This is a genomic window from Butyrivibrio sp. LC3010, from assembly GCF_000424385.1.
GTDB lineage: Bacteria > Bacillota > Clostridia > Lachnospirales > Lachnospiraceae > Butyrivibrio.
On record NZ_AUJU01000005.1, the window covers coordinates 101,282 to 118,248 of the forward strand.

Genomic DNA, 16,967 nt, shown 5'->3' on the forward strand with positions numbered 1-16,967 from the left:
GTTTATAGAGGAGGAGGGATAAAACGGTATGAATTTACTTGAAAATTCATTATATAAAGAGGACATAGAGTACATTCTCGGAAAGGAACTCCCTTGGGAAAAGATTAAGGGGAAAAGCTTCCTTATATCAGGAGCTACCGGCCTTATTGGGAGCTGCCTTATTGATGCCCTTACATGTTTTGAGGAAAGAGAAAAATCAGGAATAAAAATATATGCTATCGGAAGAAGCAAAGAGAAAATAGCTAACAGATTTAATCCTGATATTGTAACTGCGATTGAGCAGGATGTTAATAAACCTTTCATGGATGAGATTAAAAGTGTTAAAGCAGATTATGTGCTGCATCTTGCAAGTAATACTCATCCTATGCAGTATTCGACAGATCCGATAGGAACTATAATGACCAATCTTATCGGACTAAACAATATGCTTGAGATAAGCACCGATGCAGAGAGATTCATGTTTGCGTCCTCTGTTGAGATATATGGTGAGAACAGAGGAGATGTGGATCGTTTCGACGAATCTTACCTTGGATACATAGATTGTAATACCGCAAGGGCCGGATACCCGGAGGGAAAAAGAGCAGGAGAGTCGCTTTGCCAGTCCTACATCAAGCAGAAGGGGATGGATATCGTTATTCCGAGACTTTCAAGAACCTACGGACCGACCATGCTTTGGTCTGATACCAAGGCTATATCGCAGTTTATTAAGAAGGGCGTTGATGGTGAGGATATAGTTCTTAAGTCAGAGGGAACTCAGTTATTCTCATACAGCTATGTGGCTGATGCGGTTACAGGTCTTCTTTACGTACTTCTTCTTGGTGAAAATGGTGGAGCCTATAACATCGCAGATGAAGCCTCTGATATAGCATTAAAGGACCTTGCGGCAATCATAGCTGATTATGCAGGTAAAAAGGTTATCTTTGAGCTTCCTGATGCTACTGAGGCAGCAGGATATTCCAAAGCAACCAAGGCAATACTTGATTCTGCAAAGCTAAAAGCTCTCGGATGGAGCGCAGGCTATGACATGAAGAAGGGACTTGAGCGCACAATAGACATTTTGAAGGCTAACTAACTAAAAGCGAGGGGCGTATCCTGTAAAGCAGGATTCTTGAATGAATTTTCCTTTTTGCATTCAAGAAGTCTTAGACTTTTGGATACTTTTAGATGAGAAAGGTAATTAAATGGCATTTAAGGAGTGGAGACAATCCACTGAGGATTTTATTATAAGATGGGTTTCCAGAAAGATAGTTTTTCCTGTGATGTTTTTCATCGGGAGCCGTAGACCCATTAAAGAAAATAAGGTGGTTTTTCTGGAGCTGAGACTCCTTTCACTTTCTAATAATCACAAGGAGCTGTATAAGAGGCTTACTGAAGATTATGATATGGATGTGAAATGCGTGTTTTTCAGGATTGGAACTGACAGACGCCGGGAGATATACAAGCATTATTCAGAGTATATCTGGGAGGCCTCTGATGCAAAATACCTTATATTCAGCGAAGGAAATGATGTTCATGCCTGTGTGCCCAAGAGAAAAGGACAGCATCAGTTAAATACCTGGCATGCTGCAGGGGCTTTTAAGAGATTCGGACTTTCCACGGCTACGAAGCTTTTTGGGGATACCGCTGATAACATGAAAAGATTTCCCTCCCACGGGAATTATGATCTTGTAACGGTAAGCTCTCCAGAGATTGAGTGGGCTTATATAGAAGCCATGGGAAAAGAGAAAGACCCTGAATGCATTAAGGCAGTGGGACTTTCAAGAACGGACGTTTTCTATAAGGATGGCGAAAAGAAGGAAGCCTTCGAGAGATTCTATAAGCAGTTTCCTGAGGCTAAAGGCAAAAAAGTAATACTTTACGCACCGACCTTCAGAGGGAAGACTGTTGGTGCCGAAACTCCGGATAAACTTTCTGTAGAGAAGTTTTTTGAGAGATTGAGTGATGAGTATGTCCTTGTGTTCAAGCATCATCCTATTGTACATAAAAGACCTGCGATTCCTGAAAAATACAGTTCTTTTGCTAAGGACCTTTCAGACAGCATGACTATAGAAGATCTGCTTTTTGTAAGTGACATCTGTATTAGCGATTATTCATCTCTGATTTATGAATATTCACTTTTTGAAAAGCCTATGATCTTTTTTGCCTATGATCTGGATGACTATTTTGACTGGAGAGGTTTTTATTATAACTATGATGAACTGACTCCGGGACCTGTCTATAAGACTAACGAAGAAATCCTTGATTATATCGAAAACATCGATGAGAGATTCGACAAAGAAGAAGTAAGAAAATTCAAGGAGCGGTTTATGAGTGCGTGCGATGGCCATGCAACTGACAGAATCATGAAAATGTTCTTTGAGCCATCACTTGAGAAGTATAAGAAGAAAGAAAAATAATGACTAAGAACAACAGAGTTTTAAAAATAATTTACCTGGTAATTGCGGCAGTGGTAACGGTTTTCGGGCTTAGTCTGGTAACGGATTACACAGGAAAAAGATATATTGTTCTGACTGCCTGCTTTTTATTATTTGCATTTGCATTTCCGTTTATCTGTGACAAAATGCGAGGAATCCTGGATAAGTGGCCAAGATATGTGGTGCTTTTGATATATCCTTTTATATGCTACTACCTTACAGAGTGCGCTTTGGATACTACATATTCGATAATAGGAAGTAAGCTTAAGGTTATAGTTGGTAATTACGGGCTGTACGCTTTGCTTCTCTGGTCGATTTATGCTTTTACCTTATCCCTTAGATGGTCATTATTTATTTCGGGAGTGCTCTCAGGGATGTTCGGTGTTGTGAACTATTATGTAATCAAGTTCAGGCAGATACCGATTCTGGCAGGGGATATAGCTACAACAGGAACAGCACTAAACGTTGCAAGCGATTATGAGTATTCATATACCATAAAACAGTTTATGATGATCGCATTTATTCTTGCCTGCTTTTCATTTTTCCTTTTTTACAGATCCGGAAATGAGAAGAGAAGAGATCCCCGATTCAGACTTATAATTGCAGGACTTGGAGCGGTTGTTGTTATCTCATCCGCATATACACTGGCAGGAACGGACTTCCTTAAAAACCATGGCATTACGATCAATACTTTCATGCCGATAAAGTCTTATCGAAATAACGGAGGACTTTTAACTTTTACCAGAAGCATACGTACAATGGTGATTGATAAGCCCAAGGGCTACAGCATAAATACCATAACGGAGCTTCAGGAAAAATACCCTTCGGATAAAGTATCCGCTGATACAGATGCCAAGAGACCGAATGTAATAGTAATTATGGATGAGGCATTTGCTGATCTTCAGGATGTGGGCGTGCTTCATACTGATAAAGAGGTAATGCCTTTTTATGACAGTCTGACAGAGAACACGATAAAGGGCAGAAGCTATGTTTCAGTCTTTGGTGGTCAGACGGCTAATACAGAGTATGAGTTTTTAAGTAATGATTCCAAGGCGTTTCTTCCTGCGGGAACTACGCCATATCAGCTCTATATTAAGAGTTTTATTCCGACACTTACTCAGAATATGATTCTTGATAACTACAGCGGAATACTTGCACTTCACCCTTATAAGGCAAGCGGGTATAACAGACAGAATGTTTATCCGTACATGGGATTTTCTGATTTCATTACTGTGGCTGATTTTGCTGAGGATACACATACTATCGGCGGACACGTTGATGATAAAGAGGACTTTGCAAGAATTATTGAGGAATATGAGAAGGCAAAGAGTGAAAATTCAGAGCCATTTTATATTTTCAATGTTACCATGCAAAATCACAGTCCTTACGTTGGAGAGTGGGAAAATCTTCCTGATGAAATAGATATTCTTGATGATAACCTGAAGCAGGATGGCGTTGAGAATTATCTTAATCTCATTCATGAGAGTGATGATGCACTTAAAGGATTGGTTGAGTATTTTGAAAAAACGGATGATCCCACGGTAATAGTTTACTTTGGAGATCACGAGCCGGGACTTTCTGATGAGTTCTACAATGAGCTTCTTGGAGCTGAGAAGAACAGCCTTAAGGGACTTGAGCAGATGAATCTGTATCACACCAGATTCCTTATCTGGGCGAACTATGATATACCTGAAGAAAACTATGTTTTTGAAGATGGTATAAGCATAAATTACCTTCAGTCTGTTATGCTTGAAGCCTGCGGAATGAAGATGAGCGGATATAATAAGTATCTGCTGGATCTTATGAAGGATGTTCCTATCATAAATGCCAATGGCTACGTTGGAGCAGATGGTAAGTTTTATGAAGTGGACGATAAGACTTCACCCTACTACAATGAGATCAATGTATACAACACACTTTGCTACAACCATCTTTTTGATAAAAAGAACAGGGTGGATTCGTTCTTTGAATATGGGGAGTGACACTGCTTGAAAAGGTATTTTAATATTTTAAAGGAAAAGGGCTTTGTTATAGCTGATGTGATAGCATCACTGTTTTTTGCCTTTTTCCTCACAGTTGGATATTCCGTTAAAACTACAGGCGGGATAGAACTTATAAAGAATAATCTGATAAAGAGCATTGCAGAGTATCTTGGATATTCTGTTATGCTCTTTGTCGCGTTTTCTGTGGCAGCAATGCTTGTGGATATTGCTGTAGAGAAGGACAGTATAAGGATTGTAGGAAAAGGCATGTTTGGGGCTTATTTGAAATACTTGAGGGAAAAGCCGTTTGTCACCACTTTCATTACTCTTTTTATATGCTTTCTGCCTTTCTTTGTGGCGGCATTCCCCGGCCTTGTTATGTCTGATAATAAGGCGCAGCTTGCCGGAGCCTTTAATACTGCATCCTTTAACCATTATGCTGTGGACTATACAGGTTCAAAGCTTGATAACCATCATCCGATTTTGCATACGCTTTTACTATATGGATGTATCAGATTGGGAGTAGTGATCTTTGGTTCCTTTAATGCAGGACTATTTCTTTACACCCTGATACAGTTTTTGTTCATGCTGTGCTGCTTTTCATATGTTGTAAAAATCTTCACGGAATATGGTTTTTCTGATTTCTGGAATATCGTTTTTATGTTATATGTGCTTTTTGCGGGAGGACATCTTACAAGGTACATGTTTCTTGCTACTAAGGACATCATATACACAGGATTCATGCTGCTTTTTCTGTCAGGAGCATTTAAGATTTTCAAGGATAAGAAAATGAATTTCATGCTCATTTTTTCAGGGCTTGGCATGATGGCTTTCAGGAAAGATGCCTACTATATTCTTTTGCTTTCTTTAATATTTGCAATTATTCTTGTTTCATGGAAAAGAAGAACCGGGTGGACCTTGATCATAGCTTTAGTGCTGATAGGTATCGTGGTGGTTCATTCTCTTTGGAATAATGCGCTTCTTCCGGCAGCAGGAATCATGCAGGGGAGTAAGCGAGAAATGCTGTCTCTGCCATTTCAGATGACGGCCAGATATGTCAGAGACTGCGGAAATGATGTTACTGAAGAAGAAAAAAACGCAATTGATGCGGTTCTTTCGTATGACACCCTTGCAGAGGAATATAATCCAAGGCATTCATCTCCGGTAAAAAACGGTTTTAAAGAGGACTCCACATCTGATGATATGAAGAACTATTTTAAAGCGTTTTTCTCAATGATGAAGAAGCATCCCAATGTTTATTTCTATGCGCTATTGGAATTTAAGTATGAGCTGTTTTATCCGGTGCCTTTTAATAAGGCATATTACAACTATGATTCTGCTCAGAAAACTATGGGAGAATTGAACGAGATACTTAAGGATGAGGGAGCAGACTTTTCGTTTCCAAAATCAGAAGCTTTAACGGGATATAGAGGAGTTATTTACAGCATACAGACCGCATTATCAACTTATCCTGTAATCGGCATTTTCAGCTCTTCATCGACATATACCTGGACGCTGATTCTTCTTGCTTTATATGCGATTGTAAGAAAAAATAAATATGTATTTTTAATGTGTGTGCCGTTCCTTGCGATAATAGCACTTTGTATTGTTGGACCGCAGAGCGGAGCTCACATCAGATACTTATATCCTATACAGATGGCGATGGTTCCACTTATTGCCATGTCCATGAATATTTTCAGAAACTGCCAAAGGAGCAATTAACAGATGAGTTTTTTTGATAACAGACATGTTAAAGGCAGGAGCTTTAAGAGTTCTGCATCAGCCAACACCAGTCTGTCAGCAAATTTCAACAGAATACTTACAAGAAAGATAATGTTTCCCTTAATCTATCATTTTTATGCGCTAAAACCGGTTAAGGATGATAAGGTCATTTTTCTGGAGATAAGATTCGGTGAACTTACGGATAGCTACAGAGAGCTTTTTAACTATCTTGTAAGAAATTATGAGATGGATATACACTGTCATTTTTTGAGACAGGGCTTTGTGAATAACAGGCAGGAGCTGAAAAGGCAGATAGACTTTATAAAGGATGCCGCCACTGCAAGATACCTTATTTACAATGACAGCAGTGATACGCAAGGGTCCTTTAAAGTCAGACGCGGAACCCATGTGATGAACGTGTGGCATGCTGCCGGAGCCTTTAAGAAGTTCGGCAACAGCACCGCAGACAAGCTCTATAATGACGGAAAAAAGGGAGTGGTCTACAGACTCCATCCAAAGTATGACCTTGTTACGGTATCAAGTCCTGAAGTCGAGTGGGCCTATGCTGAAGCTATGGGCATGGATAGCTCCTGTGTAAAGGGAATTGGAATATCAAGATCTGATGTATTTTACAGAGATGATTTCAAAAGGAAAGCCTATGAGCATCTCCTTGATGAAATGCCTGCTGCAAAAGGCAAAAAGGTACTTCTCTATGCACCTACTTTCAGGGGGATTCCCAGAAATGCCATGACACCGGACATGTTTGATATAGGTAAGTTCTACAGCCATTTCAAGGATGACTATGTTTTGCTGGTAAAGCATCATCCTCTTGTTAAGAACAAACCACAGATATCTTCTGAGTACTCGGATTTTGCCAGGGATATGACTGATGCCATGAGTATAGATGAACTTTTATGTGTAACGGATATCTGTATTACGGATTATTCCTCACTTATTTTCGAATACTCCATATTTGAAAAACCAATGCTGTTTTTTGCATATGATCTGGCTAATTATTTTGACTGGAGAGGATTCTATTACAACTTTGATGAGCTTACCCCCGGACCAGTATGCTATACAAATGCAGAAATGATAGATTATATCGAGCATGTTGACGAGCGTTTTGACAAAGCCAGGGTCCATGCCTTCAGAGAGAGGTTCATGAGTGCCTGTGACGGGCATGCTACAGAGCGTATTGCCAGGGAGTTTTTTGGCAGCAGGCTTGATAAATATAAGAGAACAGAACCTGTAAAAGGCGACTTTACTGATCTTCCGGAGGTTAAAAGCCTTTTTGGCACAGAACAGAAGCGGATAGCTGAAATGGAAAAACTCAGGAAAAAGGCAAGGCGCGCTTACGATAATGGAAAAACAAAACCGATAGTTCCCGGAAGAGTAGTGTTGCTCGGAGATGAGAATTCTGACTGGGATGTTTTTCTCGGTGCAAAGAGAATTCTTGAAAAGGAAGCTGAGAGTAGCGGAAAAAAGTGGGAGATTCTTGAGGATATAAAGTATAACAGCGACAACATTGAAACTTTTTGTGAAAAGCTATCCTGTGCAGAACGTATTTACTGTGCAGGCGAACCTTATATCTTAAGGATGTTTGATGTAAGACCTGAAACTCTTATGATCCAGATAAGCCCTGAGCTTAGACCACTGTATCCTCTGTGGGGAGCTTCGAAGGCATCAAGAAGCGGATATAATGTTAAGGAAACCAGGCTTTTCCCTGTTAAATCCGCTTATGATGTTGTCTATGGCAGCACAAAGGAAGAGGAAGAGTTCTGGAGGAAAAATTATAGACTGAGAAGTGGCGGCGTGATAAAAACAGACAAGAATCCGACACTTCTAATGCTTGGTGATGAGACTTACAAAGAAGAGGCAAGAACGAGGCTTCAGCAAATAATCCCATATGCGAAGGATAAGAAAGTCATCGGCTTTATCTGCAGGGACAGAGAGCAGCTTGATGGAAAGCTTGCTAAGCTGTTTACAAAAATGCATGAGGATTTTGCGAGAACCACTATTTGTGTCTGCATGGCAGTGGATGGTAAGCCGGGAAGTGTTGTTACAGTTCCTGATTATCTTGAGGGATTTGTGTTTGATCCAAGGAGAAGCCTTGCTGAAATGGTGGCAATGCAGGGAGCACAGGGAGGCGACCGGGAGAAGTTCCAGATGACAGGCGCAGCGGATGCAGATTACAAAAATATGCCTCCACTTTCAGTAAATGAGCTTATATCAGCATCAGATGCGGTCGTAGCTGATTACAGTCCCAGAGCATTTGCTGCAATAGAAGCTGAAAAGCCGCTGTTTTTATGGATGCCTGACAAGATTGGATACAGTAAGGTTCAGGAAGAATATTTAAGTATTGCTGAATTGTATCCAGATTTATGTGTGACTTCAGATGCTGAACTGATAGACAAACTTAAAAAACTGATTAAATAAAACCATAATGTAGAGGCTTACAAAACTGTAATAAAAGTTTAATAGTTGATTTAGAATTCTTGCTGTATTGAGATGCTATAATAAATCCACTAGATATGCAAAATGACTCTTAATTTATGATTTATGTATTTTTAGGAGGATAATTTATGAAGGATAGGAAGAGTATAATCAAGTATGGACTGACCGCAGCTATTATGGCATTTTCCATAATGCTGATTGGACCTTCGCAGGTAAGTGCGAAAGAAGTAGTGCACGATGATGCTGATCAGTATAGAGATCAAAAGGCTATTCAGGAAGCAATAGATAACGGAGAAGATGTCGTATTAAAGGGTGAGATATACTTAAATGGGTATCTTAGAATTAAGAGTGGCACACATATTGAAGCTACAGGAGCTACTATAAAGTGCAGAGGAAATATGTTTGCAAATGCTGATGGAGTTGATAGTTTCAATGACTTTTCCCTCAATGGTGGAACATGGATCAGAGCTGATGGTGCTGATGGAAATCCTGCTTTTGAGCCTAAGCATGATACACAGTCTGCTATTAAACTTTGGGGCGGCAATGGCATAAAGATTACAAACGCTACATTAAAGGTATCCGGAATGGGCGGACACAACATTGAGCTTGTAGCATGTAAGAACGTAACAATCGATAATTGCATTATTGAAGGTCAGGGCTCCAGCAGTGATAAGACCTGTGAGCAGATTCAGCTTGATATGGCAGCGCCGACAACAGCAGCATTTGTACCTTCCAGCATGTACGGAGAGTGCTGTGAGAATGTGGTTATAAATAAGTGCACTGTTACCGGAAACAGAGGTGTTGCAGCTAATATTCCTATTAAGGGTGGCAATGCAGTGAAGACTTATTCAAGCAATTATCATAAGAAAATTTCAGTAACCAACTGCAATATTACATCACTAAAAACAGAAGCATTACTTCTCTTCAATACAAACGGCATAACCGTTACTGATAATGAGATCATCAGCAATGCCAAGAAGTCACAGAAGTATAAATCCTTTGGTCTCCATGTTCAGACTTATGGCAGCGGCAAGGGTGGCTTTAGTAAAGGCAAAGTAGTAGTTAAGAACAACACCATTAAGGGTGGAATGTTCGGCGCAAGTATTTCAGGAACTACAGGCCATGCTAAATTCGGTAAAGTTACATTTACAGGAAATACAGTATTCAGTAAGGGCGGAATAGATAATGCATACCACATTGATTCCTATAAGAGTCTTAAGGACAAAGGAAATAAGTGCAAGAAGTGGTAAATGTTTCATAATTAAAGTATTATATATATGATAACAAAAGAGGCAGTCAAAATGATTTGACTGCCTCTTCATATAATAAACGCGCGGCAATCTATTTCTTGAGCCGCATAGGAGGTTATGTGAAAAGAGTAATACAAGCTGCAATAGCGATAATGCTTGCAATTATTTTATTACCGGGCAGAGCCATGGCTGAGAGTCCTGTTGTTAATCAGACACTTTTCCCGGAAGATATAAAGGATAGAAAAATAGTTCATGCCTGTGGTGAGTATAACGGAGTAAGACATGCTAATTGCGAAGAGGCACTTTTGGAAGCTATAGATAAAAACAGAAGAGTTATTGAGATTGACTTTATGTTCACATCAGACAATGTGCTTGTTTGCGATCATGCTTTTATTACATTCGGAAGGAAGACTGTTTCCTATGATGAGTTTCTTAGCTCAAAACCAGATGAAGAAGGAACGGCCATGACTGCCAGACGGGCAATTAAGCTCTTGAAAAATACTGATATTAAACTGATCGTGGATACCCAGGAACCAAAACTTGTTACGGTGTATAAAGAGCTTAAAAAGATATGCAGGAAGGAAAAGGCTGAAAAGTATTTCGAGAATATAGTTCCTCAGATTTATTATGAGAAACAGTACAGAGAGCTTGAAAGCTTCAATAATTTTCCGGAATACATTTTTGAAGCCTACAGACTAACCGGAGCTCCTAAAAAAGGCGGGCATGCGGATTTTAAATACTTCAGAAAAATCTGCAGAAGACGTAAGAAAATAAGATATATCGCATTTTATACAGATTATGTAAACAAAAATGCGGTGAGCATATTCCAAAAAATAGGAGTTGGAGTTATTGCTCATCCCGTAAATACTATTTCGAAGTACAGGCAGCTAAGGAAAATGGGTGTTACAGCTGTCATGACAGATGTTTTGTAGAATATTGAAGTTCCTTGTTATCGTTCGGAAGGCAGGATATGCCACTTGATTCGTAAGGACCTGCTCCAATACGATTATGGAATATGAAATAACCTGATATCAGTGAGACTGGTATCAGGTTATTTTTGCTTGCAGATAAGTGTGATTACCATTAATATAGTAATGATATTGTTTTGAAGAAGTGGGAGCTGGTTATCGTTAGCGCACGCCTTTAGGCGCTCACGTTATCCGTATCCGACCGGACTGAGTCAGATATAAGCCAGCGTCTATAGAGGAGAAGTGTATGAAGCTCATTATTCAGATTCCATGCTATAACGAGGCAGAGACCTTAGAGGTTGCACTTAATGATCTGCCGAAGCACATCGATGGAATTGATAAGATAGAGTATCTTATTATAAATGACGGAAGTAAAGATAACACAGTTGAAGTGGCCAGAAACTGGGGAGTTCATTATGTTGTGAACTTTAAGAAAAATAAGGGACTGGCTAAAGGCTTCATGGCAGGACTTGATGCCTGCCTGAGAAATGGCGCGGATATTATCGCTAATACGGATGCAGATAATCAGTATAACGGAGATGATATTGAGAAGCTTGTTCGCCCTATTATTGATGGGAAGGCTGACATAGTGATAGGTGCAAGACCTATAGATCAGACTGAGCATTTTTCACCATTAAAGAAAAAACTTCAGCATTTCGGAAGCTGGGTTGTAAGGAAGGCATCAAAATCAGATATACCGGACGCTCCAAGTGGATTCAGGGCATACAGCAGAGATGCAGCCATGAGACTAAATGTTGTAAATGAATACACCTATACACTTGAGACGATTGTACAGGCAGGCCGCGAGAGGATTCCTATGGAGTCGGTTGATATCAGGACTAACGCTGAGCTTAGACCATCAAGACTCTTTTCAAGTATGCTTGGATATGTAAAAAAATCTATGCTTACTATAATAAGAGCCTATATCATGTATAAGCCATTGCAGTTTTTCTCAATCTGCGGTGCTATACCATTTCTGATTGGCTTTATTTTAGGAGTGCGCTATCTGGTATTTATAGCAATGGGAATTGATGGCGGTCATGTTCAGTCGCTTATTCTTGCAAGCACACTGATGATGCTGGGATTTATGACTTTTATTGTAGGGCTCCAGGCAGATGTTATCGCAGCAAACCGCAAGATACTTGAAGATGTACAGTATCATGTGAGGAAGCTTGATTATGATAATGCCGCTGCAAAGGATGAGGACAAGATTGAAGCGTAAGATTTCATGAATGTATGACTTTTTGTGGGCAAAAGCGGAAATCGCCCACAAAAAATCCTGCCTTCGGCAGGACACGCCCCTCGCTTCGCGAGGACCTGGTCCAATACGATTCCCGTTTTTCTGAGGAAAAACAGGAATCTATATATTGAATTAACGGAAAGAAATGTATGTTAGAAAAGATATTTAAAAAGCTGGTTAACAAAGAGACTATTCTATATACGATTTTTGGCGTGGCTACAAGTATTTTGAATGTAGCCATGTTTCATGTTCTGGATATACTTGGCATGGAATACAGAATTGCCAATCTGATAACTCTTATAACTGTTAAGCTGGCTGCATATTTATGTAATAAGAATTTTGTTTTTAAGAGTAAATGCAATAATTTCATGGAACTTGTCATGGAGTTTGCAAGGTTTGTTTTCTGGCGCGGTGCCACAATGATTCTGGACTATGTAGGACTGATTTTCCTCGTGGAAATAGTTCATATGAAGAAGCTTTATGGAAAAATCATTGTGACTGTGCTTGTTATTGCGATTAATTATGTGACAGGTAAAAAGCACGTGTTTAAGAATCAGGTTGGGACTGAGAAAAATTAACACCTATTAAAAACTTAAGTAATCTGAGGAATAATTTGGGGAGAGGGGAAAGGAAATAAGAATGAAAAAAGTTTTATCAAAAGTATTAGTCGGCACAATTGCAGTTTCATGTGCATTTCAGGGGCAGAGCGTAAGCGCTGTGGAAAACCTTGAAACAGTACAGGAACTTGCTGAATCCGAGGTGTCTGATGGAAACGCAGAAACATCGCAGGAACTTGCTGAATACGAGGTTTCCGATGGAAATGCAGAAATATCTGAAAATCAGGAAGAGTCTATTGGGGATGACCCTGCTATATCAGATGGAAATGCGACAGAGCAGGAAGAAGGCCCTTTAAACAGCGCAGAATTTACCTATGAAGCTGATGTTGAAGGCTATAAGTTTTCATTGTCTGCTTCGGAAAATATCATTCCGGAAGGCACCACTGTAGAGATACTTAAGTTATCTGAGGAAGAGGAGAGATTTGCCAGGGAAGAGATTCAGGAGATGTCTGAGACCAGCGTAATGGAGACATCATCCTTTGATATTAAGCTTTTGGGTGAAGACGGACAGGAGATTCAGCCTCAGGATGGAGAGGTACATATAAAGGTTAAGCTTCCTGAGGAAAAATCCTACGCCATGGAGGATTACGGCGGAAGTGCTGAGTTTAAGATGTTCCACCTTCACGAAGCTGACAATGAGGAATTAAGCACAAGGGTGAATGAAGAGGAATCAGATATTGCCATTACATCATCAGAATCAACTGAGGTTTACGTGGAGGAGTCAAACATTGATCCCCTGACTCATGAGCTTATAAATAAGTCTGATGTAAAGGTGCTAAATGCCGGCACATTTGAGGAGCCTGAATATCTTAAGGAATATGAGCTTGAATGTGATACAGACAGTTTTTCAGTTTTCTCTATAGCAACATTGTTAAAATACAGCTACCAGGAATCTGCATCAGGCCAAGAGACAGTATATACCTTAAATGATACAGAAATGCTGAACTCTCAGTTTACACAGTATGTAAACGGCGCATTTAAAAAGGCCTGGGATGGATACAGGGAGGATAAGTCAAAGCATTATAAAGTAGTTCTTCCCACAGGAACATATTATAAGAATAATGATATCAGCGATGTTTCCATGAGAATTGGAAGTAACACCACTTTTGATATGAACGGCTCAACCATTGTAAGTCTTGATGGAAGACTTATGCTTACAACAAGAAAAATAAAGAGTGGCGATTATCCTGTTGGTGAAGGCAAATATGATGATTATGAGAATATAAAAATACAGAATGGCTGCTTTAGCTGCAATTCATCTGAGACAGTACCAGTCAGATTTGCTCATCTTACAGGTCTGACTATCGATAATGTGACAATTGAGGATTGTGCAGCAAGCCATATGCTTGAGATAGCGGCATGTAAGAATGTGTCCGTAACGAACTGTATTTTCCAGAATTCAAAGAAGGTTAGTGTTGAACCTCTTGAGGCTTTTCAGATTGATGCAGCCAATGAAGATGCAATGAAATATGATCAGGACAATGCCTATGATGACTATTGCTGCGAAAATGTAGACGTTTCCGGATGTATTTTCAGAAATGTTTATCGTGGATTTGGAAGTCACACTGCAATTCAGGGCAAGTTCTATCAGACTAATGTTAAGGTTCATGATTGTACCTTTGAAAATATCTCCAATACAGCTATCATGTGCACCATGTGGAAAGACTCCTCAATTTACAACAATGTATTTACAAATGTTGGAAGAGGAATTGATACCACTTCATATTCCTGGTATACACATATGGCAACATTAGAAGAGGACAAGCCATCAGCATTTTCATATGATGCAAATCTTTCTATTACTGGCAATACTTTCGCTTTAGGTGGAGCTGATAGAGACAGTAATACGCTTTCTGCAATCATGATAAGCGGTTATCACAGCAGCAGCTCAAGTGATGAATATCCTGCAGGAACCTATGCACCCTCCGGGTTCACTATTACAGATAATGTAATAACAGGTTACAGTGACTGGGGCAATTATAATGATGGATTTGTTTACGCAGATATATATGTACTGTATGCTAATGGTGTGACCGTAGCAAGAAACACCATGAGAAACGGAAGATTTGGTGTTCTTGTTCAGAGCAGCAGTGAGGCTTCTTCAGTTGGAAATAACAGTTTTGCAGACATACAGGCCGCTGCAGTTGCTGCAAGAAGTGGTGGAACAATATCTGATGTGAGAGATAATGCACTTGCTGATTCGATTCCTTATGCACTTTATATCGATAATGATTCAACCTGTAACGGTAGCTTTTCACTAAGTTACACCATGGGCGCAGGGGAAAATGTTCAGATTAGGAAATTAAGTCTGCCCAAAGTGACATCCGACCTTGCAAATGCTGAGTCTCTTAGATTCAGCTCATCCAAGAAAACAATCGTGAAAGGCGGAAATGTAAAGCTTTCTGCCAAGAAAAGGGGTAGAGCTACTGTTTCAGCATTATGGCAGCGCGGGAACGGAGCAGTTAATATAGCGATAGACGTTACGGTTAAGAAAGCTCCAAGTAAAGTTAAGCTTGGAAAAAAGAAACTCACACTGAAAAAAGGCACAACTTATCAGCTAAATCCAAGGGTTAACACGGCGTGCAGCACTTACACATATAAATCTTCTAACAATAAGATAGCTAAAGTGTCAAAGAACGGACTCATCACTGCTAAGAAAAAAGGAACTGTAACTATTACAGTTACCACATATAACAAAGTTTCCAAGACGATTACAGTCAAAGTTAAGAAATGATGGCTTCCATAATAGTGAAGCTAAGTATAAGTAATAAAAGGTTTCCGGGACAACAAAAGTAAAGGTTAAGAAATAATATGGCAAATGAAAAGAGCATAGAAAAAAAGTCAATACCTGTGAACATTGCAGAGTTCATCCTGAAGTACTATTTTTTATGGGGAATGTTCTTTGCGGTGACTTTAAGATTTTTTAAAGTCTATAGAAGTTACTATACGCTTATTGGTGCGACTGCATTTTTTGTGCTTTTATATCTGATTACGAACAGGACTCTATATCTGAAAGAATTTCTCTGGGGGCATAAGCTTCTAAGCTTTACAGCCTGCATGTGCCTGCTGTATCAAATGTTTGTATTAAGACTGGCTTTTCATACGATAGCCAGAGGATTGCTGTTATATATACTTATATTCACGGGCTTTTTATATGGAAAAAAATATAAGGACAGCTTTGGGAAAGTTCTACATGTGGCTACAGTTCCGCTGGCGGTAACTTCCATTTTCGGAACTATCTGGTGGGCGCTTTGGATTTTTCCTCTTGAGAGTATCTCAGTGGATGCTGCCAAATTTTTCTATGAACTTCCGGGAAGAATGGTGTCAGTTTATGTTCATCCTATATTAGCTGGATTTTTTATGCTGTTCCTTGTATGTATAGCACTGTTTTCAGGGCCCTTTATAAAGGAGACAGGGGATGCTGCTCTGGATGGAAAGAGAAGGAAAATAGATACCGGTATCAGATTGGTTATGGCATTTATTGGTATCGCCGGAGTTTATTCATCACTTACAAGATCAGCATATCTGGTGCTTGCTGTAATGCTTATCATATGGGCTACGGGAAATAAAAATCCGTTGAAACGGATAAGAAAGCAGAGAAAGAAAGCCGTAAAAAAATCTACCTCAATAGCTGTTACAATCGCAACTGTTATTGGAGTACTGGCGGTTTTGTTTGTAATATTATATGTGACCGGTGTGGTAGAAGTTATCTACAACAGATTCTTTGGAATCAACTGGCGTGATGATCCTTCATATACATTCCGCATGGATACGATAGGTATTGCGGTAAGATATATTTTTAAGAGAGGAATAGGCGGGTTCCTGTTTGGAATTGGTGCCGGAAAAGCATATCATATTCTGGAGATTGAGACCTGGCTTATTGAGAAATATAAATCACTTCCTGCTATAGATAACTCATATTCAACAATGATCCTTGAGCAGGGAATATTTGCATTTATCATGTATTTTGGGGAATCATTGTATTCATTTAAAAAGGTTTTGCAGATGAATTATGGGGAGAAGACACCTCAGAATAATAAGCCGGAATGGATTTATTATTTACTTCTTCCGCTCCTTACTATGACATTTATTTTTGACTTTCAGGGGTGGCCGGGAGCATACTTTGTAATAATGGTACTTATAGGGATTGATATGAGTGCCGTCAGAGGCGAAGATAAGTAAAGCATTTTAGTTTTGTTTTTCAGGGAGAATTTAGGCTTGTATAGCATTAAGAGATACTTGAACAGAGCATTTAGTGTAGTTTTACGAGCTTAATTCAATCTATGTAAGTCGACCTGATAAGGTTCTTTCGAGCCTGAT

The 16,967-nt window shown here is 39.5% G+C and carries 11 protein-coding genes; all 11 read left to right on the forward strand.

Translation table 11 applies throughout. The features are described 5' to 3' along the window. The first annotated feature begins 28 nt into the window (after positions 1 to 28). Complete coding sequence (locus tag G622_RS0105440; protein ID WP_026509851.1) at positions 29 to 1,072, forward strand: NAD-dependent epimerase/dehydratase family protein; 1,044 nt, start codon at positions 29 to 31, stop codon at positions 1,070 to 1,072. A 109-nt stretch (positions 1,073 to 1,181) separates the two neighbouring features. Beyond that, a complete protein-coding gene (locus G622_RS21740) occupies positions 1,182 to 2,396 on the forward strand; it encodes a CDP-glycerol glycerophosphotransferase family protein (RefSeq protein ID WP_044913030.1) in 1,215 nt (404 codons plus the stop codon). Then, entirely contained in the window at positions 2,396 to 4,396 is a 2,001-nt protein-coding gene (locus tag G622_RS21745; protein WP_049945701.1) for an LTA synthase family protein, read from the forward strand. Before G622_RS21740 ends, G622_RS21745 begins: the two co-directional genes overlap by 1 nt. 6 nt (positions 4,397 to 4,402) lie before the next feature. Further along, on the forward strand, positions 4,403 to 6,118 hold the full coding sequence (locus G622_RS0105455) for a DUF6020 family protein (RefSeq protein ID WP_026509852.1): 1,716 nt from the start codon (positions 4,403 to 4,405) through the stop codon (positions 6,116 to 6,118). 3 nt (positions 6,119 to 6,121) lie between these two features. Next, entirely contained in the window at positions 6,122 to 8,554 is a 2,433-nt protein-coding gene (locus G622_RS26135) for a CDP-glycerol glycerophosphotransferase family protein (RefSeq protein WP_049945702.1), read from the forward strand. Between the two features lie 146 nt (positions 8,555 to 8,700). Further along, the gene (locus G622_RS0105465) at positions 8,701 to 9,822 is read left to right on the forward strand and encodes a right-handed parallel beta-helix repeat-containing protein (protein ID WP_026509853.1); all 1,122 of its coding nucleotides are present in this window, start codon (positions 8,701 to 8,703) and stop codon (positions 9,820 to 9,822) included. A gap of 119 nt (positions 9,823 to 9,941) precedes the next feature. Continuing rightward, a complete protein-coding gene (locus G622_RS0105470; RefSeq protein ID WP_026509854.1) occupies positions 9,942 to 10,754 on the forward strand; it encodes a hypothetical protein in 813 nt (270 codons plus the stop codon). Between the two features lie 283 nt (positions 10,755 to 11,037). After that, positions 11,038 to 12,012: a glycosyltransferase family 2 protein gene (locus tag G622_RS21755; RefSeq protein ID WP_044957180.1), complete on the forward strand. Its 975-nt coding sequence runs from the start codon at positions 11,038 to 11,040 to the stop codon at positions 12,010 to 12,012. Between the two features lie 167 nt (positions 12,013 to 12,179). Continuing rightward, complete coding sequence (locus G622_RS0105480) at positions 12,180 to 12,608, forward strand: GtrA family protein (RefSeq protein ID WP_026509855.1); 429 nt, start codon at positions 12,180 to 12,182, stop codon at positions 12,606 to 12,608. A 61-nt stretch (positions 12,609 to 12,669) separates the two neighbouring features. Further along, positions 12,670 to 15,381, forward strand: a complete 2,712-nt coding sequence (locus G622_RS0105485) for an Ig-like domain-containing protein (RefSeq protein WP_026509856.1) — start codon at positions 12,670 to 12,672, stop codon at positions 15,379 to 15,381. Between the two features lie 77 nt (positions 15,382 to 15,458). After that, positions 15,459 to 16,829: an O-antigen ligase family protein gene (locus tag G622_RS0105490; protein ID WP_026509857.1), complete on the forward strand. Its 1,371-nt coding sequence runs from the start codon at positions 15,459 to 15,461 to the stop codon at positions 16,827 to 16,829. Positions 16,830 to 16,967 lie beyond the last annotated feature (138 nt).